Below are 23262 nucleotides of genomic sequence, written 5' to 3' on the forward strand. Positions count from 1 at the left end.
CTTCCACTCGAGCCCAATGCAGCCCACTTATTTTTCCAGCTCGTATCGAGGCGCTACGAGCGGGGTGCAATGCTCGTCACCTCCAACCGCAGTGTCGGAGAATGGGGAACAGTGTTCGGCGACCCCGTCGTGGCAACTGCTATCCTTGATCGGTTGCTGCATCACAGCCACGTCATCACAATCCGTGGCGACAGCTACAGGCTACGAGAAAAGCGCCGTAGCGGGCTTCTACAGAAGTCCACGACGGCAGCCGGTATGGAGAGTAGCTAAACACCCTTGGCGGACCAGATTTGCGTGTCGCCTAAGGACCAGTTCACGATGACGCTTGATAGGTGGGACAGACCAAAAGGAACTCGGCCGACCCATCCGTCCGCAACGCCTGCATTTCAGGGCTGAATGAACTCATGCGTATCTGGGGGCTTAAGCGGTTGGGCCAACTGACAGTGATGCCTCCATGGAGGCCCCAGACGCCATAACTCTTTGTCCATCGAGTTTGAGAGGCCGCGATCTGACCCGCTGACCGTCGTTGCGAAGGACGAAAAGGGCCGTGGGCCGGTAGCCGATACCTCCGGGACGGCGTTCTCGCGACCCGTACGGCGAACGTATTATGTTGCCGCCCGAGATGACTAGTGCATGGACGTTGAAGAACGAAGCCCCTACCTGTATAGTGTCATCTATAGTTTATTTCTATTTTATCAAACCGTTAGGATACGGATGGGGGACATCATGCGCCTTCCTGAGGTACTTTGGGCGGTTCCATTATCTGTTCGCTTACAGTCAGGAACGAACCGCCTATTCGCATCAGTTTACGACGCGCTGGATTTTCTAGAACATGAATGGCCGATAAGGCACGGACAGGGCTATGAACGAGCCGTGACGACATGCCGAGGGGCGCTGAACCGTTCGGTTCACTCTGCAGTCGCGCGCGATGCCTTCATTGGTGCGTGCATGGAGGCTAACATGCAAACGTCAGGGGTCGCTGCCCACTATCATGGACGTTCGGGACCTCACGGCAAGCCACTGGTCTGACCAGGAGCACCGCTTCTGAACTACTTCCGCCTTAGAAACCGCCGCGGGACGGGTGCGCGCGAGATTGCCGTCTCGTCTGATCAAACGTACGCCGTGGCAGAACGCTCTCGAGCCATGAAAGCGCACCCGCAGCAGGTAACGTCAGACAATCTTAGGCGGTGCCAATAGCTTGGCTTGCTCCGGCTGCGCTGGGGCGCCCCAGCATTACTTGCAAGAGAGGTTGGGACGTGGGACGGTTGTCTCGACCGTCCTAAACACTTGCTCGTCGCCGCAGGAAATTCAGCCTCGCGCCGGTGGTCAGCTGGTAATCCAGACATGCGATGATTAGGGCTCTCCCCCTACCACATGCCAATGGCCCTAACTCAATCCTTTTCCCGCGGTGCCAGGGCCTCGTTTCTCGGTGACTTGAAATTTGTCATAACCTTCAACGTTGCGAACGTGACGATCGATAGAACGATGGCGGTATCGTAGGATCCGAGCCCCACGGCGACGCCGATTGCGCCGGTCGCCCAGATGCTCGCCGCCGTGGCGGTCCCGCGAGTGCCGAGCTTGCCAACAAGGATTGCGCCGCCACCGATGAAACCAACACCGTTGATCAGACCTTCAACCACGCGCGCGGTGGCCTCCGCGTTGCCAAGTGTGACTGTCTCTGCAGCCTGTATAAACCCACATGCGGCGATGGCGACCAACGGAAATGTGCGAAGGCCAGCGCTTCGTTCGTTTTGTTCGCGATCCCAGCCGATCGGCAGAGCAAGGATGTAGGCCACCATCAACGCTACCAGATGCGGGAAAATATCGAGTTCTACACCAACAGATACAAGCCAATCCGTCACACGTGCTTTCCCTTTGAATGTCGCAATCGATCAACTGCAGCGCCGACGAGAATGACCTGCACAACGGCTGTTGCGCCAAGGGCAGCAGCGCGTCTGGAATATGAGGCAATCAGCGGAAAGACGTTTTCCTGCCCCGTCGAGAAGATGACCGATCGCGCCAAGCCGCTGCATCACGAGGGTGATGTCAGGCGGCAAAGATGGCAGTCCCCGTCGGCCCGCCAATACCTACATCCGGACTTTGGCGTTTTCGCCCATGTCCGGTTTGGCACTGGTGACGGCCGCCGCTGCCATCTTGATGTAGCTGATCACAGTGCCGGGACTGTCCCAGTATTCTGCCGAGCTTGGCGTAACTTTGAGAATGCGAATGGAGGGATCGTTGGGGCTGTCCCACCATGCCTTGGCAGGGGTCGACCAGAGATCCCTGATCTTCTCGCGGTCATTCCGTACCTCGGCCACGCCCGAAATCGACACATACTTTTGCTTCTTCGTGTCGGCGAAAGCCAGGCAGACATTTGGATGGCGCGCGACCTCGTCATCTTTGTGGCTCTTGACGTCCGTCAAGAAATACAAGGCGTTCTCAACCCTCTCAATGTAGGCCGACATTGGCCTAGCCTTAAGATCCGCGCCCGCTTGAGTGGTGAGCATGCAGAACCCGATCTTCTCGGCAAGGTCCCAGACCTCGCCGTTGTCGTCCTCGATGTAAGTCATGCGCTGTTCTCCTTTGAGCCGAAGAAAACCTTGCCGGCGCGACGGCTGGAGCGGTTGCGCCGCGGCCAGCCGCGCCATTTAAACGGCACGGCCGCCCTTGGCGATTAGGCCGCCTTGGTTCGCGTCGACGTTTTGTTGATGGACGTCACGGCGAGGTTGGTGAGCTTGTTGTTGGTGGCCTTCTCCTGGTCAAGAATCTCGCTCAGAAGTTTGTGCGCCTCATCATGACCAAGATCCTTGGCCCATTCACGCAGCGACCCATAGCGCGCGATCTCGTAGTGCTCGACAGCTTGGCAAGCGGCTAGCAGTCCGGCGTCGAGAGCCGTTCCTTCTGCTTCTTTCATCAAACCGTCGGCCTCCTTGATCAGCCCTTCGATGGCGTCGCATTTTTCACCAGACGCCGTCTTGCCGATCGACTTGAAGACCTGCTCCAGTTTCTTGATTTGGTCTTTGGTTTCCGAGAGGTGATCTTCGGCCGCTTTTTTCAGTTCAGCGCTGTTGGCTGCCTTAGCAACTTTTGGAAGCGCCTTCGTGATGGCGTTCTCAGCGAAGTAAATATCCTGCAGTGTATGCTCGAAAATTTCAGCCAGCGATTTCAATGGTTCTCTCCTTGGCAGGTGAATGCAGGAGAGAAAGCATTTTATGGAGGAATCGTTCCATTCGCTTCTGCCAAACCGTTCCATCCGGACGACCGGCATTTGATCGCGGCGGGCGATAGCGACCCAGAGGCATAGCACTTGGCTTCAGAATTGCGCGCTTTTGCAGCTTATCGATCAACAAAGCACGACATTGTCGCTCATCGGCGCGCCGCCTGCACAACCATAGATAGCATTCGCTCAAGTACTGCGCGGTTACAGCTCCCCTTTAGCCGCGCTATTCATCAAGCCGATATCGATAGGTAAGAAACCGAACAAAGACTACCAGATGATCACCGTGCTGCAGACAACGCGAACAACCGATTGACGCCAAGGTGAACATATCGATAAAACGCCCCATCGAATTTGCTCGCGAGCTTTGGTTATAGCGCAATTGGCTTCGCGCTCTGAACGAACCTTCCTTTCAAAATCGCTATCAGGCCTAACGTTTCGCGCGGAGGCTCTCAGTATCCTACGGAAGGGCTCGTCATGATTGCCGGCACAGTCAAATGCTCCAGATAAGGCCTTGGCCTCATCCAACATGCAACGGCGGCGTCGGCCGGTCTGACCTTATTCCGCCGGCGAATGCGCTGCTATGAGCGATCACGTCGAAGGCCGAAACATGATTTCGAAGACGAGCGAGATCGCGGTCCAAAATCCCAGTTTGCCTGTTGCGTCCATAGCAATGTCTCAAGGCGACGATGTCACACAATCAACTAGGAAGACGCCTTGAAGAATACCAGAGTCAGCCCGCTTTCCGGCCACGGCGCGGCAGCAACCGTCGACCGTGAAAAAGCCTGGCTGAAGATCCTGTCCACCTATCGACAACCGCATATCGGCCGCAGCGCATTCGAGCTGACGGCGACCCTTGTGCCATTTGTTCTGCTGTGGGCAGGAGCTTGGGCCTGTCTGCACGTCGGGTACTGGCTCGGCGTGGTCCTTATCGTCCCTGTTGCGGCAGGATTTCTCCTGCGCTTGTTCATGCTGCAACATGACTGCGGACATGGTTCGTTTTTCGGGCGGCGCAGCTTGGATGACTGGACGGGCCGAATGATCAGCGTTCTGACACTGACGCCTTACGACTACTGGCGCCGCGCCCATGCCGTACACCACGCTTCGGCAGGCAACCTCGACGAACGAGGCGTCGGTGACATCACCACGCTTACCGTTGCCGAATACGACGCCCTCACGCCAGGAGGACGGCTTCGTTACCGCCTCTACCGGCATCCGCTCGTGATGTTCGGCATCGGTCCTGCCTGGCTTTTTCTGTTCAAGCAAAGGTTGCCGTTCGGAATGATGCGCTCCGGCGCTCTTCCGTGGGTTTCCACCATGGCAACGAATGTGGCCATTGCCGCACTCTCGGGCATCCTTATCTGGGCAGTGGGTGTCGCACCGTTCCTCCTGATCCATCTTCCGATCGTCCTTCTTGCTGGGGCTGCAGGTGTCTGGTTGTTTTATGTCCAGCACCAGTTCGAAGACACGCACTGGTCAAGGCCACCCGAGTGGACGTTCCAATACGCGGCCATGCATGGTGCCTCGCACTACGATCTGCCGCAGCCCTTGCGCTGGATCACCGGCAATATCGGCATGCACCATCTCCATCACCTGTCGAGCCGCGTTCCCTTCTACAGGCTTCCTGAGGTCATCCGTGATCATCCTGAACTGGGAGATATGGGCCGCATCACCATCAGGCAAAGCCTGGGCTTGGTGAGGCTTGTCCTTTGGGACGAGGCCTCCCACCGACTGATATCATTTCGAGAAGCAGACGCGCGCGAAACTGCGGCAAGATCGGCTTTGCCGACACCTGCTTGAGCGCACCACGCGCCGGCCGCAGCACGCGGCCAGCGCCCCTTCGCCCGGCTTGACCGGTCAAAAGAGCCGCTGGCCAAGAGGTTCAGCATAACGCCGGCCAGCGGCCAGGAACCTTATCCGACTAGCCGCTCCGCGCGCTTTCATCGCACAAGGGCTCGACCCATGTGGCGCGGGTCATCCGCAAACATCGTTGACAGGCTAGCTATTGTTTCGCCAAATTCCGCGACGTCCATTCCTTCCGCGGCACACATCGCCGCCCGTGGATGAAGCCAATCCAGGCCGGGCAAAATAGGCAAGAGCCGCATTTTGCGCGGCTGATGTCGTTTCCGACGCGAGTAAGATTTGGAGCGAGCAGCCTTAAGCTCGGTTCAAGCGACTTGAAGACACGTTCTCGTCCAGCGATAACAGTACCCACCTTGTCCCTTGGTGCTTCCCTGGCCATTGGTCCGAGGATCATATTTCAGGTTTCACGCCAAGCACCCAGGAGTATGCTGCCAACAGACAGTTCGTTCTTGCCAATCTGCAAGCAACCTCTCGGCGTTTTCGAAGGGCTGCCTCCACGGAGGTGCACAATGAGAGCCGCGTCATCCATCTATCTGATTATTCTTGCGACAACCTCAGTCGGAGTCGTTCGAACGGACGCTCACCAGGCAAAGACCGGCTGGACCTATCCTCTGGCGTGCTGCAAGGCTCATGAGGCGGGCGGCGATTGTGCTGCCATCCCCGCGCCCGACGTATTGCGAGGGGCTCGTGGGTTTTCTGTCTTTTTGCATGCTGGCGACCATCACATGGCTAGACGACCGCACGTGTTCTTTATCCCCTATGGCGATGAGATTCCGTCAGGCGATGGGCAGTATCATATTTGCCTTCATCCGACGGAAGACGACGTAAACTGTTTCTTTGCCCCACCTGATAGCAGCTAATGCGAATACGCCACCCCGAAGTTCAGCCGTGCGACTGTCGCCCGCGTCCGTCATTCGCGGGCGCTGTTCAGGCACGATATCGAGGAGGCTCTCGATTCCGTGACTGTCGCCGAAACATCAATACCAGGCTCTGGCAAGTAAAGCGGGAGGCTCACAACCTCGTAGCTCGTGCGACAATCAAGGTAGCTGCTGAAGTTGACTTCGCACCAGCAAAACCCAAGATGATTATCACACGTCGCGAGAATTCGGCCTGACACGTGAAATCCCGCAACGCGATATTAGTTGCGCTCCTCGCTAGTGATTCTTGATTAATTGCACGCCATCGCAAAACGCTCTATTTTTTTGCGTCGATGAGACGGGACGTCCACGGCCAGCGCTGCCGAACAGGTTTCCGCACCAATCCCAGATGCCGTTCGACGACACGATCCACGAGGAGACGAGCGATGGGCACAACGACGCTGGACAACATCATGCAGATTGGCATGGGGTTCTGGGCGTCCAAGGCCCTGCTCAGTGCGGTTGAACTCGGCGTCTTCACCGAGCTTGCGACTGGCCCGGCCCACCTCACCGACCTGCAGGACCGGCTGAAGCTGCATCCCCGCGCAGCCCGCGACTTTCTCGACACCCTGGTGGCGCTGAAGCTGCTCGAACGCGAGGACGGCAGCTATCGCAATGCCCCTGACACGGACCTCTTCCTCGATAAGGCCAAGCCATCCTATATCGGCGGCATCCTCGAAATGGCCAATGCCCGGCTCTACGGTTTCTGGGGTTCGCTGACCGAAGCCCTGCACACCGGAGAACCACAGAACGAAGCCAAGCACAGCGAAGATTTCTTCGCCGCGATCTATGCGGAACCGGCACGGCTGCGCGGGTTCCTCGAGGCGATGAGTGGGATCAGCGCCGGCGCGGCGCAGGCGATCGCCGCCAGGTTCGACTGGTCGAAATACACGACCTTCGCCGATGTGGGCGCGGCGCAGGGCATGGTGCCGGTGGTGATCGCGCGCGCCCATCCGCATCTTAAGGCCATCGGCTTCGATCTGCCCGCCGTGCAGCCGATATTCGACGACTTCGTCGCCCGGCAGGGCCTTACCGACCGCATCACCTTCCAAAGCGGCAACTTCTTCGACGGCCCAATGCCCAATGCGGACGTGATCGTGATGGGGCACATCCTGCACGACTGGGATCTTGCCGAAAAAAGGAAGCTTTTGGCAAAAGCGTTCGCCGCGCTGCCGAAAGGCGGAGCCGTGATCGTCTACGACGCCGTCATTGACGACGAGCGCCGTTTGAACGCCTTCGGCCTGTTGATGAGCCTGAACATGCTGATCGAGACCCGCGGCGGTTTCGATTATACCGGCGCCGACTGCCAAGCCTGGATGCGCGACGCCGGTTTTGTGTCCACGCGCGTCGAGCCGTTGCTGGGGCCGGACTCGATGGTGATCGGCTTCAAGCCCGGCTGATCGGAAACCAAGCCCCGAACGTTATTCCGCGAGACCGACCAATGGGGCAATGTCGATGGCGGGCAGCTGACAAATCAGTTGCTCATTTGACTTTTTTACTGTCGCTGCAAGCCGCTACCGGTAGCCCGCGTTTCTTGAAGTGCCCGTCGGCAAAACCGAACCGCCTCCGCAATTCCCCAATGCACACCCCCAAATATACCCGAGGCGCGGCTTGACTCGTTCAGGCCGCGCCAGTATCAAGTTGTAGGCCTAACCCTACAATTGGATGCCATGCACCAGTCTCAGTCAAAACCAAGTCCCGCACTGTTGTTGTCGGATCTTCCTGCTCCCGATGTCGCCATCCGCCGGCTGAAACACCCCGGACGCTGGATCAGCGGCGGTCTCGTCATCCTGCTTCTGGCCGTGATCGGACGCGCCTTCGCCGTCGGGCAGATCCAGTGGACAGTGGTCGGCGAGTTTCTGACGGCCGGTGTCATCATCACCGGTTTCGGCTGGACGCTGCTCATTTCGGCCTGCGCGCTGGTGCTCGGCGTGCTGCTCGGCTTTGCCTTCGGCATCATGCGGCTCTCGGAAAACCCGATCCTGCGTTTTGCCGCCTGGCTCTATGTCTGGATCTTCCGTGGTACACCGGTGCTGCTACAGCTTCTCATCTGGTTCAACATCGCGCTGATCTTTCCGAAGCTCTACATCCCCGGTCTTATTGACGCCCGCATGGTCGATGTGGTGACACCCTTCGTCGCTGCGGTTCTCGGTCTCGGCGTCAACGAAGGGTCGTACCTCACGGAAGTCGTGCGCGGTGGTATCGGTTCGGTCGACAAGGGTCAGAAGGAAGCGGCCCACACGCTCGGCATGACGCCCGGGCAGACGATGCGGCGCATCATCTTGCCCCAGACCCTTCGTCTGATCCTGCCCGTGCTCGGCAACAGCGCGATCGGCATGCTGAAGTTCTCCTCCCTCGCCGCCACCATCGCCATGGGTGAGATGCTAAACGCGGCCCAGCGCATCTACTTTATCAACGGCGCCGTCATCGAACTGCTGTTCGTCTGCGCCGTCTGGTACCTGGCCGGAACCACGGTTCTGTCCATCGGCCAATATTATCTCGAACGCCACTTCGGCCGCGATGCCGCAACGACAACCACCGAACGCCGCTGGTTCAAAGCCTGGGCGCGTCGTCCGGCCGTCACGGGTGAAGCATGACACTTGCAGTTAAAGCGGTCGGTATCCGCAAGAGTTTTGGCAGTCACGAGGTGCTGAAGGGTCTCGACCTGGACGTCACCTATGGCGAGGTTCTCTGCATCCTCGGGCCCTCGGGAAGCGGCAAGAGCACGTTCCTGCGCTGCATCAATCACCTGGAAACGCCGAATGGCGGCTACGTTTGGGTGGACGGCGCGATCATGGGCTACGAGCTCAACCGCGGCGCGCTGCAGGAATTGCCGGTCAAGCGACTGCGCGCCCAGCAGAGCCAGCTCGGCATGGTGTTCCAGCACTTTAATCTGTTTGCGCACCGCACCGTGCTCGGCAACGTCACCGAGGGACCGATGGTGGTGCGCGGTCTCAGCCGCGCAGAGGCCGAAGCCCGCGCCATGGCCCTGCTCGAGCAGGTTGGCATGGCGGCCAAGGCATCGAGCTACCCCTCGCAGCTTTCCGGCGGCCAGAAACAGCGCGTGGCAATCGCCCGGGCGCTCGCCATGGAACCGCGCGTCATGCTCTTCGACGAGCCGACCAGCGCGCTCGACCCGGAGCTCGTCGGCGAGGTGCTGGAAGTGATGCGCAATCTGGCGCGCGGTGGCACGACGATGATCGTCGTCACCCACGAGATCGGTTTCGCAAGAGAAGTCGCCGACCGTGTCGTGGTGATGATCGACGGCGAAATCCGCGAGAACGGCGCGCCTCAACAGGTCCTTAGCAACCCCGGCGATCCGCGGGTGCGCAGTTTTCTGAGCCGCGTGCTTGCCTGACGACAAGAGTTCAAAAAAGGGAGAACAGGAAATGAAACGATTGCTGCCGATGGCTCTGGCGCTTGCCTCCACCACCTTCATCAGCCTTGCCGCAGGGGCTGCTGCCCATGCCGCCGACGAGAAGCTGGCCGCCCTGCCGGATGCCGTGCGCGACACCGGCAAGCTGAACGTCACGATCAGCCTTGCCTATCCGCCGATGGAATACAGCGACGCCGGTTCGACCGAACTGAAAGGCTTCGACATCGATCTTGCCAAGGCGATCGCCGAGCGCCTCGGCCTGACGGCGGAATTCCAGAACGTGGAGTTCCCTCAATTGATCCCGCAGGTGGTCACCGGCCGCTCCGACCTGATCATGACCGCCTTTTCCGACAAGGTGGAACGCCAGACGCAACTGGACTTCATCGACTACTTCAAGACCGGCAACGTCTTCTATTCGACCGCCGACCACCAGGGTGAGATCAAGGCCGAGGCCGACCTCTGCGGCAAGACGGTTGCGGTCGCGACCGGAACCAGCTGGGTCACCTGGGCGGAAAACCTTGGCAGGTCCATCTGCCCGGCCGACAAGCTGATCACCGTCATCCAGATCCCGACCCAGGCCGAGCACATCATGCAGATCCGCCAGGGGCGTGCCCAGGCTTCCGTCATCGGCCTTGAAGGACTGCTCGACCTGATGAAGCAGGAGCCGGACAAATTCTACCAGATCGGTGAGGTTGGCGAGATCAACCACTACGGCATTGCCCTTGCGAAGGCCAACACGCAACTGCGCGATGCGATCAAGGGCGCGCTCGACGCCATGAAAGCCGACGGCACTTATGCACAGATCCTCGACCGCTACGGCTTGAAACAGGCGGGTGTCGAGGAGTTCAAGATAAACGGAGCCACGAAGTAACAGAACCGCGCCGGAGCCTGCCTTGACCCACCCCCCCATGCCAGACGCCTCAACCGCAACGGGCGAACGCCCTGACGATCGACTGTTGCGGCTGCGCCTCGATCTCTATTCGAGCGAGCAGCTTTACCGGCAGCTCTATCGGGCGCTGCGCGCCGCGATCTTGAGCGGTGACTTTTCCGAGGGTGAAGCCATTCCCTCGGAGAACCAGTTGCGCGACCAGTTCGGCATTGCCCGCACGACCGTGCGCAATGCGATGGCGCTTCTGGTTTCGGAGGGCCTCGTCCAGCAGGTTCGCGGCCGCGGCACAATCGTCTCGCACCGGCCGATCAGCCACAACATTTGGAACTTCGGCAGCTTCACGGAGCTTGCGCGAAAACAGGGCCAGCGCCCAGTGACGCGGGTGCTGGAGCACCGGGCAGACAACGGCCAACTCGTGCTGGTGCGCGCCCGCGGGCTTGCCAACGGCGACAGCGTGACATGGCTGAACGTCGACACGTCCGAGCTCGATCTCGCCCTTTATCCCGGGCTTGATCGATACGACTTCGCGTCGCAATCCCTCTACGAGGTGTTGCGCCGCGACTATGACCGTCACCCCCTGCGTTCGGAACTGCTGTTGACCGTCGTGCCGGCTTCCGATCGCCTGCGGGAGGTCTTTGCCCCGGCGCAGGACGTGCCGGGCTACCTTTGCGCCAGCGGGGATGTGCTCGACGCGGACGACCGGTTGGTCGAGCGCACGTCGATCGTCTACTCGCCGGCAGTCCAGATGAAATTTGCAACGCGCTGGGGCCGCGAGACCGCGCCGCACGGCGTGCAGGAGACATGACATGAGCCGCTTCGGCGACACCTTTACCATCCAAAAACCGATCCTCGGCATGCTGCACCTTGCCGGTGACGGCGCTCAGGCCAAGCTTGCCCAGGCCGAAGAGGAAGCCCGCATCATGGCCGGCGAAGGCGTCGATGGGCTGGTGGTCGAGAACTATTTCGGCGATGCCGAGGATGTCGAACGGGTGCTAGAGCGGATCTTCCACCTCGACCTCGGAACGCGCATCGGTGTCAACGTCTTGCGCGATGACTCCCGCGCCTTCGCGCTCGCGCGGACCTATCCGGTCTCGTTCATCCAGGTGGATTCCGTCGCTGGCCACCTGCCGCCCGAAGCAGACGTCCCCTTTGCGACCGAACTTCAGAGCCGCCGCGACGGTGTGACGGCCCTGCTCCTCGGTGGTGTCCGGTTCAAGTACCAGCCGGTCCTATCAGGCCGGCTGGAGGAGGAAGACGTGCGCATCGGTGCGTCGCGCTGCGACGGGCTGGTCGTCACGTCGGACGCGACCGGCCAGCCGACCGACATGGGCAAGGTGGCGCGATTCCGCGCTGCGACCGGTGGCGAGACGCCGCTCCTGATCGGCGCCGGCCTCACCGAAGCCAACGCCACCGAGCAATTGGCTCAGGCCGACGGCGCCGTCGTCGGCAGCTGGTTCAAGCACGATCACAAGGACACCGGCCGGGTCGAAGCCGCCCATGTCGCAGGCTTGATGCGTGTCGTGCGCGCGATCAGGAGCGCGGCATGAACGCCGTCCACGCCCGGCCGGTGACCCCGGACAATTTTTCCCGCTACGGCCGGGTGTACGACCTGACCGGTGGCACGGACGGCAAGGTCGTCTGGACTGCCGGCGACGGCTGGAACGACGGCTTTACGAAAACGCCGTTGATCGACGGCCGCGGTCATCTCGGCATCACCCGTGGCGGACAAGCGCCCTGGGACTGCCGCAAGATGGAGCGGCACCCGCTGACCGAAGAGGCGATCTTCTGTCTCGCTGAACCGGTTGTCCTTGCGGTTGCGCCGGCGTCGGATGGCGAAGCACCTGATCGCGACGAGATCGAAGCCTTCGTCATCGCGCCCGGGCAGGCTGTCGTCATGGATCGCAATGTCTGGCACGATGCCTGCCGCGGCGTTTCCGGCCCCGCACCCTATTACTGGATGGCCGTCTGCGGCCTCGGCGAAAGCCCATGGGTAGCAGTCTCGGGCGGTCCGATAAAGGTGTCGGCGGCAGCGGGCACGGGACTAACCTTATGACCGCATTCTTCATTGGCGATGTCGCCCTCGACGAATACTACACCGCCGACCGCTGGCCCGGCCGCGCCGACAAGGGCATGGTCAAGGAGCTTCCGGCAGAAGCCGGCGGCTCCATCGCCAACGCCGCCGTCGTGCACGCCGGTCTTGGCGGCGATACGCAGTTCATATCGCTACTCAACGACAGCCCATTGTCCGAGCGCCTGATCGCCGATCTCAGGCAAAATGGCGTCGGCGTCGATCACATGCTGATCGATCCCGCCATTCCGGAATCGCGCAACTTCATCTTCCTCGTCGAGGGCGAGCACATCGTGCTCACCGTCGAGATGGGCGAGCAGCCGATGTGGCTTTCAGGCGCCAGCCTGAAGGCATTGCGCCAGCCGGGTTACCTCTACACCACGCTCTATCGCGTCCGCCGTCTGCACGCCAAGACGCAAAACGGCGTTCTGAAGCAAGCCGATCTCCTCAGGGACCTGCATTCCAACGGGCGCCGGGCGGTCTTCGATCTCGACGTCGGCGGCTGCACGCCCGAGGACATGCCCTATCTGACCGGCGCGGCTGTCGTCATCTTCAACCAGATCGGTTTCCACACCGCTTTCGGCCACGACGACATCAACCTCATCGGCGACTGGATGCGAGAGCACCAAATCGACCGAGTGGTGCGGACGCTGGCCGCCGACGGCGCGGAGGCTCGCAACCATGAAACGGTCTTGCGCGTGCCCGGCTTTACCTTGAAAGTCGTCGACGTGACTGGTGCCGGCGACACCTTTGGTGGAACGCTTACCTGGTGCCTGTCGCAGGACCAGAGCTTCGAGGAAGCGCTCGACTTCGCAGTCGCGGCCGCTTCGCGCGCCGTCACCATCCATGGCCCGCGCGCAGGCAAGGCGACACCCGAAGATGTCCTTGCCTGGCGACGGCGGCACCGCCACCAGGATCGCTGAACTGGCCCCATGGGGCGCACACGAACCGCAGGCCCTGCGGTTCTCCCGAACCATGACAAACACAAGCGCTTGGCCGATCACGGGTCGCACCTATCCGGATTTCCCGTCGGCGTTTGCATCGATCACGACGCGTACCGGCCCACCGTCTGGTCGTGCGGCATCGGCGGGAGGCCGGGCGCAGAAGGCCATCGAAGGTAGCACGCGGCGATCGAGCCGCAGGACACTCCTCGAGCCCGTTGGTGTGTCAGCTTTGCGATATCAGTTTGCCCGAAGGGCTGCGGCGATGGTCGCATATATCGTTTCGACCTCGTCCTTGCCGATCGTCAGAGGCGGCGACAAGACGATCGTGTTTGCGACCGGACGAATGAGCACGCCGCGTTCGAAGCAGAATTCATAGACCTTCTTGGCGAGTGTCTTGCCGACGGCGGCGTTTTCCCCAAGCTCGATGCCCGCAAGCAGACCGAGATTGCGGATGTCGACGACACCGGGCAGCCCCTTCAGGCTGTGCGCACATTGCTCCCAGTGCGGCTCGAGCCCCGCTGCCCGCTCGAAAATCCCCTCGGAAACATAAACGTCCAACGCCGCCAATCCGGCGGCGGCCGCCAGCGGATGGCCGGAATAGGTATAACCGTGGGAGAGTTCGACCGTACCTGGTGCCGCCTTTGAGGTAATCGCATCGTAGATGCGATCGCTGGCAATGACGCCGCCCATCGGAACCGCGCCATTGGTCATGCCCTTTGCCACCATCAGTAGATCGGGCTTTACCGAAAAGCGGTCGGCCGCGAAAGCATGGCCGAGCCGACCGAAACCGGTGACGACCTCGTCGAAGATCAACAGGATGCCGTGGCGCGTGCAGAGTTCGCGCAGCCGCTCGAGATAGCCGACCGGCGGAACGAGAACACCGGTCGATCCCGCGACCGGCTCAACGATGACGGCGGCAATCGTCGATCCATCGTAGGTCGCGATCATCTGCTCAAGCGCATCGGCCAGCCCTGCCCCGTGCGGCGGCTGACCGCGGCTGAAGGCGTTCTTCGCCGGATCATGCGTGTGCGGCAAATGCACCGTGCCGGGCAAGAGCATGCCGAACTGCTTCTTGTGCGGGCCTATGCCCGCAGCCGCCAGGCCGCCGAAACCGACGCCGTGATAACCGCGCTGACGCCCGACGATGCGCTGGCGCTGCCCTTCACCCCTCGCATGATGGTAGGCAAGCGCGATCTTGAGCGCGGTATCAGCCGCTTCCGAGCCGGAATTGGTGAAGAACACGCGGTTCATGCCTTCTGGCGCAATCGATGTTAGCCGGTTGGCATATTCGAAGACCAGCGGATGCCCGAGGCCGAACGAGGATGCGAAGTCCAGCCGCGCCGCCTGTTTCTGGATCGCCTCCACGATGCGCGGATGGCCATGGCCAACGTTGACGCACCAAAGCCCGGCGATAGCGTCCAGCAGGCGGTGGCCGCCGCTGGTGAAGTAGTAGAGCCCTTCGGCACGGGAGATGAATTCAGCATTCGCCTTGAAGTCCCGGTTGGCCGTAAATGGCATCCAGTAGGCATCAAGGTTGTTCGGGCCGGGCGTGGTGAGCGTATCCATGGCATGTGGACCTTCTGTGAATGGGCAGGGCGCGCGCGAGGCGACGGCGACCAAGGTTCAAGCGGCAATTTCGTCGCGATAGGTCGGGTAGCTCTTGAAGCTCGGATTGTCGGCCGGCAGCACCGCGAGTTCCATTTCACCTGCCGCCGGCCGCATCACGATGGTCGCGACTGTCGCCGAGACATGGCCGCGGGACGAACGATGCGGCGGACGGCAGACGGCGTAGGGACAACCAAACTTGTCAGAAAGCGCGGCTTTGACCTCGGCGACGCCGATCTTGTCGGACTTTTCGAGAATGCGGCGAACGCGCCAGTCGCGGTAAAAACTGTCCGACCAGCTTGAATGAGCCTGCTCACGCAATTTCAGAAGCGCCGTTTGGCTCTGCCAATGGTTGGCATGCACGATGAGATCGTTTTCCGGATAGATGTTGAACGCTTCGTCCGGTGCGCATTCGAAGCTGACGGCAAAGCCATCCTTGTGGCTCACGATGATGTTGTTCGACGCCGACTTCCTCGTTCCGGCCACGGCACGCATGGCCATCGCCAGATGTTCCTGTTGCAGGACCATGCGCCGGATGAGTGCTAGCGGCACGCCGTCGCCGGCAAAGTCGCGGTCGCTCTCGAGATAATTTGCCGTGACGGCGATGCCCTTGTCGTTCATGCCGCTGCGTGCAAGGCCACCGGCCTCCGTGAACGTCTGGTAGGACGGACCTTCATCCGGCTTGACGCGCAAGACGATCGCCGTCTCCGCGCATTCTGCCATCCAGTCCCAGTTCTGCGCGTGCACGAGCTCTCCCGTGGCGCTGCGCTCAGGCAGGACAACGACACCCGTGCAGCCGTCGCCCGAATGCTCAGCCCTCGCAGCCTGGGTCCTTCGTGCCCTCGCAAGGATCTCAGTACGGGCATTGATGAGGACGACGTGCTCGAACGGCAAGTCCGCACCTTCGGAGATACCCTTCATCTCCACCACGAAGTTCGGGTCGAACGCCTCGATGAGCGGTACATAGCCGGCAACGATCGACTTCAGGTCGTCGGCCAAGACCCCGAGCGTCGCAAGCCGACCAGCATACAGTTCGACGCTGCGACGCACACGGTCCTTCGCCTGCTGCCCATACTGACGCCCGCGCTCGAGCGGAGTTCCTGAGATCGAAACGAACGGAAACGGTGCGGCGGTCATCTGTCTTCTCTTTCACTCTATGTTGCGTTTTGTGTCGTTAAAATGCACTATCACAAGGAATTGTCCAGAGGAAATCGAACAGCTATGTCAGAAGCGCCCCCCAAAGACCGACCAGACCCTGGAGCCAGTTGATGAGCACGGAAAGCAGCCCGAGCGCGTTGCAGATCGACATTGCCCGGCAGATCCTGCTTCAGGCACAAAAAGAAGGCTGGCGGGCAGGTCATCCGATTGTCGAGAAGACCCTGGCAACAATGTTTGGCGTATCGCGCACACCGATGCGGGCCGCTCTCGAAATCCTTGCGACCAAGGATCTCGTGCGCCTCATCCCCAACAAAGGCTTTGTCGCCGCCACCGATCTCGGCAACGGCACCTACATCGAGACATTCAGTGAGAGCGAAACGGAGCGCCTCAAGCAGCAGATCCTGCGCGACCGCTCTGTCGGCACCATTCCGCAGGAAGTGTCGGAAAATGAGCTGACGGAACGCTACGGCATTGCGCGCGGGACGATCCGCAAGGCGTTGACGCAATTATCCTCCCAGGGCCTCATTCACCGCCAGCGCGGCCACGGATGGGCGTTTGTCGATTCGCTCGACAGCGCAGAAAGCCTGGCCGAAAGCTATCGTTTTCGCATCGCGATCGAGCTTGCAGGCCTTGCCGAGCCGAACTACCGCGCCGATCCGGATGCGCTCAAGGCCCTCATTGCCGAACATGAAAGCATGTTCGACCAGATCAATGCCGCCGGCAGCATCAGCCGCGACAGCTGGTTAAAACTGAACGCCTCCTTCCACGAGACACTCGCCACCTGGTCCGGCAACCGCTTCATCCTGCAATCCGTGCGCATGCAGAACGACCTCAGACTGCTGCGCGAGTCCTCGGTATTCGATCGGCTCCGGCCCGAGCGCATGGAGAGGTCGCTGAAGGAGCACATCCAGATCCTCCGGTATATTGGCTCCGGCGAGATCGAATTCGCCCAGCTTGCGCTGCGGCGCCACCTTGAATCGACGCTGCAGAAAGTCGAGGACCGGATCCGCAGCGAAAGATAACGCCTGCCGAGAGCGCATTTACCCCCCCTTTTGGGGAGGCCGACAAGGTTTGCGATTTTTCATATTGCATTATGATCAAACAAAAGGCACAGTTCGCTCAACCGGAAAACCGGGCAGACCACAAAGAGGAGAACTGAGGTGAACCGTAGACAGAGACTGGCCGCGTCGGCCGCAGCACTAACGCTGACCTTGGCCTGCGGCCCGGCCGCAGCAGAAACGCTGAAAATCGCACTCAATGCCGACATCCGCAGCCTTGATCCGGGCGTCAACCGAGACGCCAACAGCGACGCCGTCGTGTTGCACATAGTCGAGGGTCTCGTTGCATATAGCGAGGACGCCTCGGTAAAGCCGCTGCTTGCCAAGGAGGTCGCTGTCTCGGACGACGACCTGACCTACACGTTTAAGCTCAGGGATGGCGTCAAGTTCCATAATGGCAACGTGCTGACTTCGGCCGACGTCGTCTGGAACTGGAACCGCTACATGGACGAAGCCACAAAATGGCGATGCCGCAACGACTTTGCCGCGGGCGGCGGCGCCCATGTCGTATCGGTCACGGCACCCGACGACAAAACCGTCGTCTTCAAGCTCGAAAAGCCGAACGCCCTCTTTCAGGCAACGCTTGCCAGAACCGACTGCGGCATGACCGGCATACTCGACAAATCATCGTTTAACGCCGACGGCTCGTTCAACGTGCCTGTCGGCACCGGTCCCTTCCGGTACAAAGAATGGCGTAAGGGCGAATTCATCGACCTCGAAGCCTTTGCCGACTACGCGGTACGCAGCGAAGAAAAGCGGGACGGCTACACCGGCGCCAAGCGTCCGCTTGTCGAGGCCGTCCGCTTCGCCGTCATTCCCGACCGCTCCTCCGCCAAGGCTGCGTTGCTCAATGGCGACATCGATATCGTACCGGACGTTCCCTATGCCGATGTCGAGGAGTTCAAGCAGAACGCCGATACCGCCGTTTCGCTGGCGACCAATCCCGGCATCGTCGCGCTCCTGTTGCAGACGCGCGATCCGCTGCTCAAGGACATGCGCATCCGCAAGGCCATCGCCATGGCTCTTGACACCAAGACCATGGTCGAGGGAATTACGCTCGGTCTCGGCAAGGCCAACAACTCGCTGATACCGCCGACCTCAAAATACCACTCCCCAGCCCAGACCCAGGGCTACAGCTACGATCCCGAGGCGGCAAAGGCGCTGCTGCAGGAAGCCGGTTACAACGGCCAGCCGATCAAACTCATCGCCAATACGCGCTACTCCAACACCTACGACGCGGCAATCGTGGCACAGGCAATGCTGCAGCAGGTCGGAATAACCGCTGAACTCGAAGTGCTGGAGTGGGCGGCACAACTCGACCGATATCAGAGCGGCAACTATACGGCGATGGTGTTTCCCTATTCGGGACGCTACGACCCCGCACTGACCATGGACTCCGTCATGGGCAACAAGGACAAGGAGCCGCGCAAGGTCTGGGACGATCCGGACGCGCAGGCCATGCTCGCCGACGCCGTGCGTTATTCCGACCCGGCCAAGCGCCAGGAGCTTTTCGACAAGCTACATACGCGCTTCCTGGAAACCGTGCCCTTCATCATGCTCTATAACGGGCTCGAGGCTTCGGCCTACCAGAAACACGTCCAGAACTACGCGGCCTCGATCTTCTCCATGCCAAGGGCGTGGGAAGTCACGATCGCTGAGTAAGAGAGTTCGCTCGAGATGCTGCGCTTCATCCTTTCGCGGATAGGAATGGCCGTTCCGACGGTTTTCCTCGTCGCCGTCGTCGTCTTCTTCCTGATACGCCTTGTTCCGGGCGACCCGGCAGCATTGCTGCTCGGCGACATGGCGTCGCCGGAAAGTGTCGCTGCCTTGCGCTCGGACCTTGGACTCGACAAGAACATCCTGACGCAGTTTGCGATCTGGCTGACCAGCGTCCTGCAGGGCGATTTCGGGACGTCGATCACTACGAAGGAGCCGGTGGCCCATCTCATCATCGAGCGTTTCAAGGTCAGCGCCGGCATCGTCCTCGTTGCCGTCGCCCTTGCCTCGCTGGTCGCCGTTCCGGCCGGCTTCATCGCCGCCCTCCGCCAGAACTCCAGACTTGATTTCACCCTTGTGTCGATCGCCGCGTTGCTTCTGTCGATCCCGACCTTCTGGCTCGGTCTCGTCATTCTGCTCATCTTCGGCCTCAAGCTCGGATGGTTGCCGGTGGTCGGCTACGTCTCCGTCGCCGAAGAGCCGAGCCGCGGGCTGCTCTATGTGCTGATGCCGATCCTAACGCTCTTCCTGCACGAGATCGGCGTGCTTCTGCGCATGGCCCGCGCCTCGGCGCTCGAAGTTCTCAGGCTCGACTACATCACTCATGCGCGCGCCAAGGGCCTGCCCGAGCGAACGGTGCTGTGGCGCCATGTGTTCCCCAACGCCTTTGCGCCGACGCTGACGCTGATCGGCCTGGTGCTTGGCAACATGCTCGGCGGTATCGCCGTCGTCGAAACCGTGTTCACGATCCCGGGTCTCGGGCGGCTCCTCGTCGATGCGATCTTCGGCCGCGACTATCCGGTCATTCAGGGATGCCTGCTCTTCATCGCGGTCATCTACGTGCTGGTCAACCTGATCGTCGACCTGTGCTACCCGCTCTTTGATCCGCGAGTGAAAATCACATGAAGACCCTTTCTGCCAATGCGCTGGTTGGCGGCCTGTTCGTCGGCGCCTTCGTGATCGTCGCCTGCCTGGGCTCCGTCTGGACGCCCTATGATCCCATGGCGCTCGACATGAAGGCACGCCTCGCCGGCCCCTCGGCCCGGCATCTGCTCGGCGCCGACGAATTCGGACGCGACGTGCTTTCCCGCTTGATGCTCGGCGCGTCGGCAAGCGGCATCGTCAGCCTTGCCACGGTCGCGATCGCAACTGTGCTCGGCACCGCGCTTGGCGCCATCTCAGGCTATGTCGGCGGTTGGACCGATCGGGTGCTCGTCGCCGTCACCAATGCCCTGCTCGCCTTTCCCGGCATCCTGCTTGCGCTTGGGCTGCTTGCGATCTTCGGCGCCAACAAATTCGGCATCGTGCTGGCGCTTGGCATTGCCTACACGCCGTCCGTAGCAAGGATCGTTCGGGGCACAGTGCTTTCGTTGCGGGAGAAGGAATTCATTGACGCCTCCCGGATTGCAGGCGATTCCGAAATCTACACGCTGCTGCGCCATATCCTGCCGAATTGCATCGCGCCGCTGACGGTCCTGACAACGTCGATGTTCGGGTGGACACTTTTATCTGAAAGCGCGCTTTCCTTCCTCGGCCTCGGCGTGCCGCCACCGGCCCCGACCTGGGGCAACATGCTGGCCGCTGCCCGCCCCTACCTCGCCCAGGCGACCTGGCTTGCAATCTTTCCGGGCCTTTGCATCTCCGTTGCGTTGCTCGGGATCAATCTGCTTGGCGATGCGCTGAGGGATAGGCTCGATCCGAAGATGAGAGGCACGCAATGACCCAGCTACCACTCCTGACCGTCGAGCAACTCGTGCTCGGCACCTCGGCTGCGATGGCACCACCCGTCGTCGATTGCGTCAGCCTCACTCTTCGCGCTGGCGAACGCATTGGCATCGTCGGCGAATCCGGTTCGGGCAAGTCGATGTTGATGCGCGCTGTCATCGGCCTTCTGCCGCCCGGGATCGTCAGGCGCGGGGGCTGCGTCCGGTTTGCCGGCCGCGATATGAGCGGGCTTGCGCCGGACGATCTGCGTAAGCTGCGCGGCAAGAGCATCGGGCTCATCTTCCAGGAGCCGATGACCTCGCTCAATCCGGCGCTCACCATCGGCCGCCAGATGGAGGAAGGTCTGGCGCTGCACACGACAATGGACGCGTCAGCGCGTCAAAGCGCAATCCTGGCGATGCTGAAACGTGTCGGCATTGCCGATCCGCACACAGCCATCCGCGCTTTCCCGCATGAGTTTTCCGGTGGCATGCGGCAGCGCATCATGATTGCCTCCGTCATGCTGCTCGAACCGGCGCTCTTGATCGCGGACGAGCCGACGACCGCACTCGACGCCGTCGTGCAACGTGACGTGCTCGAATTGCTGCATGCGCTGGTCGAAGAGAAAGGCACCGCGATGGTGCTGATCAGCCACGACATGGCGATGGTGGCGCAATATACCGATCGCGTACTCGTCATGCAGAAGGGTGTCTGCGTCGAGGAAGGGACAACGGCCGAACTCCTCCGCATGCCGCGGCACGACTACACCCGGAAACTTCTTTCGGCCCTGCCGCGCCGCGTGCCGGCGCGCGCAGTGGCACCGAACGCTCCGCTCGCCAGCGTCAGAAATATGAAGCTTGCCTACGGCAGCGGCACGGGCGCAAAGCCTGTCTTGCATGGCATCGATCTCGATATCCATCCTGGCGAGATCGTCGCGCTGGTCGGGGGGTCCGGCTCCGGGAAGACGACACTTGGCCGCATCATCGCTGGGCTGCTGCAACCGGATGAGGGCACGCTTACCTTCCGCGGACAGGTGGTCAATCGCAAAAGCAGCGGCTTCGCCGACTACCGCGCCAATTGCCAGATGGTGTTTCAGGATCCCTACTCTTCGCTCGATCCGCGCATGCGGATCCGCGACATCGTGGCAGCGCCGCTCCGGCACGAAAAATCGATGCGCGCTGAAGACCGCCGTGCGCGGGTCGATGAGGTGCTTGCCGAAGTGGGTCTCGCTGCGCAATTCGCCGAGCGGTTTCCGCATCAACTCTCCGGTGGGCAAAGGCAACGTGCCGCCATCGCCCGCGCGCTTGCTCGCCGGCCCGACCTTGTCATCGCCGACGAGGCGGTCTCAGCACTCGACCTGACCGTAAAGGCGCAGATCCTCACCCTTTTAAGCAAACTGCAGCGAGAACAAGGTTTTGCATGCCTCTTCATCTCCCATGACCTGGGCGTCGTAGAGCAGATCGCCGATAGAGTTGTGGTCATGCACAAGGGCGTTATCGAAGAACAGGGCAGCCGCGACGAGATCTTCGACCGCCCATCCTCGGCCTATACGCGCAAACTCCTGTCTGCCGTACCGATGCTGACCCCGGCGGACGGCGGAGGCATCGATCTCGTCTGGCGCGCCGCTTGACGGGAGCTGCTCGCGCGACAAAAACTTAAGTCGTCGCGCTTGGCGCCTTCGGCTTGTGCCCCGGTGGCCGCATCGCTTTCCAGTCAAGGTCGCCTGGCCAGGCGACCTGTTCCCCATTGACCTGATCCTACGGCGTCGCGCTCAAAGCGGCGAACTTCATTCAGTAAAGGGTTTCCCATGGCTCACTACCCAGACATCCTGCTTCATATCGACGGCGCCTGGCGGCCGGCCCGATCCGGCAAGACCATTCCCGTCATCGACCCGGCCAACGAGGAAACGATCGGCCAGGTGGCCTGGGCCGAAGTGGAAGACCTCAATGAGGCGCTTGCGGCCGCCGAGAAGGGATTCAAAACGTGGCGGGCAACCTCCGCCTTCGACCGCGCCCAGGTGATGCGGTCGGCAGCCGCCCTGCTGCGCGAACGGGCCGGCGACATCGCCTTCCTGATGACGCGCGAGCAAGGCAAACCGCTTGGCCAGTCGAAGGGCGAGATCCTTGGCGCCGCCGACATCATCGAGTGGTTCGCCGAGGAGGGAAAGCGGGCCTACGGCCAGATCATTCCGCCGCGCGCACCCGATGTCACCCAGATGACCGTCAAGCTGCCGGTCGGTCCGGTTGCCGCCTTCACGCCCTGGAACTTTCCGATCAACCAGGTGGTGCGCAAGCTGTCGGCGGCGCTGACCACCGGATGCTCGATCATCGTCAAGGCGCCCGAGGAAACACCGGCGTCGCCGGCCGAACTCATCCGCTGCTTCGTCGATGCCGGGCTTCCGGCCGGCGTCGTCAACCTTGTCTACGGCGTGCCCTCGGTCATCTCGGAATACCTGATCGCCCATCCGGTGATCCGCAAGATGTCGTTTACCGGCTCGACCCCGGTCGGCAAGATGCTGGCGGCCCTTGCCGGCCAGCACATGAAGCGCGCGACGATGGAACTGGGCGGGCATGCGCCTGTCATCGTCACCGATGATGCCGATGTCGAACGCGCCGTCGCCATCATGTCCGCCAGCAAGTACCGCAATGCCGGCCAGGTCTGCGTGTCGCCGACCCGCTTCCTCGTGCAGGAGCGCGTCGCCGATCAGTTCCTCGACGGCTTCGTCGCCGCCTCGAAGACGATCAAGG

At 61.3% G+C, this 23262-nt stretch carries 22 protein-coding genes; 17 read left to right on the forward strand and 5 right to left on the reverse strand.

Annotated elements, in window-relative coordinates; translation table 11 throughout:
• Positions 1–270 (forward strand): ATP-binding protein (locus tag BLU15_RS37425; protein WP_176960480.1); only part of this gene is annotated, 270 nt, incomplete at its 5' end.
• 456 nt (positions 271–726) lie between these two features.
• Entirely contained in the window at positions 727–1029 is a 303-nt protein-coding gene (locus BLU15_RS37430) for a DUF982 domain-containing protein (RefSeq protein WP_090302356.1), read from the forward strand.
• Positions 1030–1391: 362 nt separating this feature from the next.
• Here the strand turns inward: BLU15_RS37430 and BLU15_RS37435 are convergent, their stop codons facing one another.
• The 3 genes from BLU15_RS37435 to BLU15_RS37445 all read right to left on the reverse strand — a co-directional run bounded on the left by BLU15_RS37435 (position 1392) and on the right by BLU15_RS37445 (position 3169).
• Entirely contained in the window at positions 1392–1799 is a 408-nt protein-coding gene (locus BLU15_RS37435) for an MgtC/SapB family protein (protein WP_210336703.1), read from the reverse strand.
• Between the two features lie 288 nt (positions 1800–2087).
• Positions 2088–2570, reverse strand: coding sequence for a pyridoxamine 5'-phosphate oxidase family protein (locus BLU15_RS37440; RefSeq protein WP_090302328.1), 483 nt, complete (start codon positions 2568–2570; stop codon positions 2088–2090).
• A gap of 104 nt (positions 2571–2674) precedes the next feature.
• Positions 2675–3169, reverse strand: a complete 495-nt coding sequence (locus BLU15_RS37445) for a YciE/YciF ferroxidase family protein (protein WP_090302330.1) — start codon at positions 3167–3169, stop codon at positions 2675–2677.
• A gap of 765 nt (positions 3170–3934) precedes the next feature.
• Here BLU15_RS37445 and BLU15_RS37450 point away from each other — a divergent pair.
• The 9 genes from BLU15_RS37450 to BLU15_RS37495 all read left to right on the forward strand — a co-directional run bounded on the left by BLU15_RS37450 (position 3935) and on the right by BLU15_RS37495 (position 13253).
• Positions 3935–5017, forward strand: coding sequence for a fatty acid desaturase (locus tag BLU15_RS37450; RefSeq protein ID WP_090302332.1), 1083 nt, complete (start codon positions 3935–3937; stop codon positions 5015–5017).
• Between the two features lie 1366 nt (positions 5018–6383).
• Positions 6384–7397: a methyltransferase gene (locus BLU15_RS37460; protein WP_090302336.1), complete on the forward strand. Its 1014-nt coding sequence runs from the start codon at positions 6384–6386 to the stop codon at positions 7395–7397.
• A gap of 270 nt (positions 7398–7667) precedes the next feature.
• Positions 7668–8594: an amino acid ABC transporter permease gene (locus BLU15_RS37465; RefSeq protein ID WP_090302338.1), complete on the forward strand. Its 927-nt coding sequence runs from the start codon at positions 7668–7670 to the stop codon at positions 8592–8594.
• A complete protein-coding gene (locus BLU15_RS37470; protein ID WP_090302340.1) occupies positions 8591–9355 on the forward strand; it encodes an amino acid ABC transporter ATP-binding protein in 765 nt (254 codons plus the stop codon). The genes BLU15_RS37465 and BLU15_RS37470 overlap by 4 nt, the downstream gene beginning before the upstream one ends.
• Positions 9356–9386: 31 nt before the next feature.
• Positions 9387–10244 carry an ABC transporter substrate-binding protein gene (locus BLU15_RS37475; RefSeq protein ID WP_090302342.1) on the forward strand — a complete coding sequence of 286 codons (858 nt, stop codon included), beginning with the start codon at positions 9387–9389 and terminating at the stop codon, positions 10242–10244.
• Positions 10245–10266: 22 nt separating this feature from the next.
• Positions 10267–11067: a GntR family transcriptional regulator gene (locus BLU15_RS37480; protein ID WP_143034352.1), complete on the forward strand. Its 801-nt coding sequence runs from the start codon at positions 10267–10269 to the stop codon at positions 11065–11067.
• Between the two features lies 1 nt (position 11068).
• The gene (locus tag BLU15_RS37485) at positions 11069–11809 is read left to right on the forward strand and encodes a BtpA/SgcQ family protein (RefSeq protein WP_090302346.1); all 741 of its coding nucleotides are present in this window, start codon (positions 11069–11071) and stop codon (positions 11807–11809) included.
• Positions 11806–12315 (forward strand): ureidoglycolate lyase, encoded by a 510-nt coding sequence (locus tag BLU15_RS37490; protein ID WP_090302358.1) that lies wholly within the window; start codon positions 11806–11808, stop codon positions 12313–12315. Before BLU15_RS37485 ends, BLU15_RS37490 begins: the two co-directional genes overlap by 4 nt.
• Complete coding sequence (locus BLU15_RS37495) at positions 12312–13253, forward strand: carbohydrate kinase family protein (protein WP_176960481.1); 942 nt, start codon at positions 12312–12314, stop codon at positions 13251–13253. Before BLU15_RS37490 ends, BLU15_RS37495 begins: the two co-directional genes overlap by 4 nt.
• Positions 13254–13511: 258 nt before the next feature.
• On the opposite strand, the gene BLU15_RS37500 is transcribed toward BLU15_RS37495, so the two are convergent.
• Both BLU15_RS37500 and BLU15_RS37505 read right to left on the reverse strand, forming a co-directional pair.
• Positions 13512–14840 carry an omega-aminotransferase AptA gene (locus BLU15_RS37500; protein ID WP_090302349.1) on the reverse strand — a complete coding sequence of 443 codons (1329 nt, stop codon included), beginning with the start codon at positions 14838–14840 and terminating at the stop codon, positions 13512–13514.
• 57 nt (positions 14841–14897) lie between these two features.
• Entirely contained in the window at positions 14898–16016 is a 1119-nt protein-coding gene (locus BLU15_RS37505; protein WP_090302351.1) for a C45 family autoproteolytic acyltransferase/hydolase, read from the reverse strand.
• A gap of 131 nt (positions 16017–16147) precedes the next feature.
• On the opposite strand from BLU15_RS37505, the gene BLU15_RS37510 reads away from it, so the two are divergent.
• From BLU15_RS37510 to BLU15_RS37535, 6 genes are all read left to right on the forward strand, one after another.
• Positions 16148–17059: a GntR family transcriptional regulator gene (locus BLU15_RS37510; RefSeq protein ID WP_060582123.1), complete on the forward strand. Its 912-nt coding sequence runs from the start codon at positions 16148–16150 to the stop codon at positions 17057–17059.
• A gap of 138 nt (positions 17060–17197) precedes the next feature.
• Positions 17198–18757, forward strand: a complete 1560-nt coding sequence (locus tag BLU15_RS37515; protein WP_210187500.1) for an ABC transporter substrate-binding protein — start codon at positions 17198–17200, stop codon at positions 18755–18757.
• A gap of 15 nt (positions 18758–18772) precedes the next feature.
• Entirely contained in the window at positions 18773–19717 is a 945-nt protein-coding gene (locus BLU15_RS37520; RefSeq protein ID WP_090302352.1) for an ABC transporter permease, read from the forward strand.
• Positions 19714–20532 carry an ABC transporter permease gene (locus tag BLU15_RS37525; RefSeq protein WP_060518987.1) on the forward strand — a complete coding sequence of 273 codons (819 nt, stop codon included), beginning with the start codon at positions 19714–19716 and terminating at the stop codon, positions 20530–20532. The genes BLU15_RS37520 and BLU15_RS37525 overlap by 4 nt, the downstream gene beginning before the upstream one ends.
• Positions 20529–22145 carry a dipeptide ABC transporter ATP-binding protein gene (locus BLU15_RS37530; protein ID WP_090302354.1) on the forward strand — a complete coding sequence of 539 codons (1617 nt, stop codon included), beginning with the start codon at positions 20529–20531 and terminating at the stop codon, positions 22143–22145. Before BLU15_RS37525 ends, BLU15_RS37530 begins: the two co-directional genes overlap by 4 nt.
• A 177-nt stretch (positions 22146–22322) precedes the next feature.
• On the forward strand, positions 22323–23262 hold a 940-nt coding region (locus tag BLU15_RS37535; protein WP_143034353.1), incomplete at its 3' end, for an aldehyde dehydrogenase family protein.

Origin of the sequence: Ensifer sp. YR511 (assembly GCF_900103045.1) — a bacterium.
GTDB classification, from domain to species: Bacteria; Pseudomonadota; Alphaproteobacteria; order Rhizobiales; family Rhizobiaceae; genus Ensifer; species Ensifer adhaerens.

Coding starts and splice junctions, on each gene's coding strand:
- BLU15_RS37430 (WP_090302356.1), top strand. CDS start 727: ATGCGCCTTCCTGAGGTACTTTGGGCGGTTCCATTATCTGTTCGCTTA.
- BLU15_RS37435 (WP_210336703.1), bottom strand. CDS start 1,799: ATGGTGGCCTACATCCTTGCTCTGCCGATCGGCTGGGATCGCGAACAA.
- BLU15_RS37440 (WP_090302328.1), bottom strand. CDS start 2,570: ATGACTTACATCGAGGACGACAACGGCGAGGTCTGGGACCTTGCCGAG.
- BLU15_RS37460 (WP_090302336.1), top strand. CDS start 6,384: ATGGGCACAACGACGCTGGACAACATCATGCAGATTGGCATGGGGTTC.
- BLU15_RS37465 (WP_090302338.1), top strand. CDS start 7,668: ATGCACCAGTCTCAGTCAAAACCAAGTCCCGCACTGTTGTTGTCGGAT.
- BLU15_RS37470 (WP_090302340.1), top strand. CDS start 8,591: ATGACACTTGCAGTTAAAGCGGTCGGTATCCGCAAGAGTTTTGGCAGT.
- BLU15_RS37475 (WP_090302342.1), top strand. CDS start 9,387: ATGAAACGATTGCTGCCGATGGCTCTGGCGCTTGCCTCCACCACCTTC.
- BLU15_RS37485 (WP_090302346.1), top strand. CDS start 11,069: ATGAGCCGCTTCGGCGACACCTTTACCATCCAAAAACCGATCCTCGGC.
- BLU15_RS37490 (WP_090302358.1), top strand. CDS start 11,806: ATGAACGCCGTCCACGCCCGGCCGGTGACCCCGGACAATTTTTCCCGC.
- BLU15_RS37495 (WP_176960481.1), top strand. CDS start 12,312: ATGACCGCATTCTTCATTGGCGATGTCGCCCTCGACGAATACTACACC.
- BLU15_RS37500 (WP_090302349.1), bottom strand. CDS start 14,840: ATGGATACGCTCACCACGCCCGGCCCGAACAACCTTGATGCCTACTGG.
- BLU15_RS37505 (WP_090302351.1), bottom strand. CDS start 16,016: ATGACCGCCGCACCGTTTCCGTTCGTTTCGATCTCAGGAACTCCGCTC.
- BLU15_RS37510 (WP_060582123.1), top strand. CDS start 16,148: ATGAGCACGGAAAGCAGCCCGAGCGCGTTGCAGATCGACATTGCCCGG.
- BLU15_RS37520 (WP_090302352.1), top strand. CDS start 18,773: ATGCTGCGCTTCATCCTTTCGCGGATAGGAATGGCCGTTCCGACGGTT.
- BLU15_RS37525 (WP_060518987.1), top strand. CDS start 19,714: ATGAAGACCCTTTCTGCCAATGCGCTGGTTGGCGGCCTGTTCGTCGGC.
- BLU15_RS37530 (WP_090302354.1), top strand. CDS start 20,529: ATGACCCAGCTACCACTCCTGACCGTCGAGCAACTCGTGCTCGGCACC.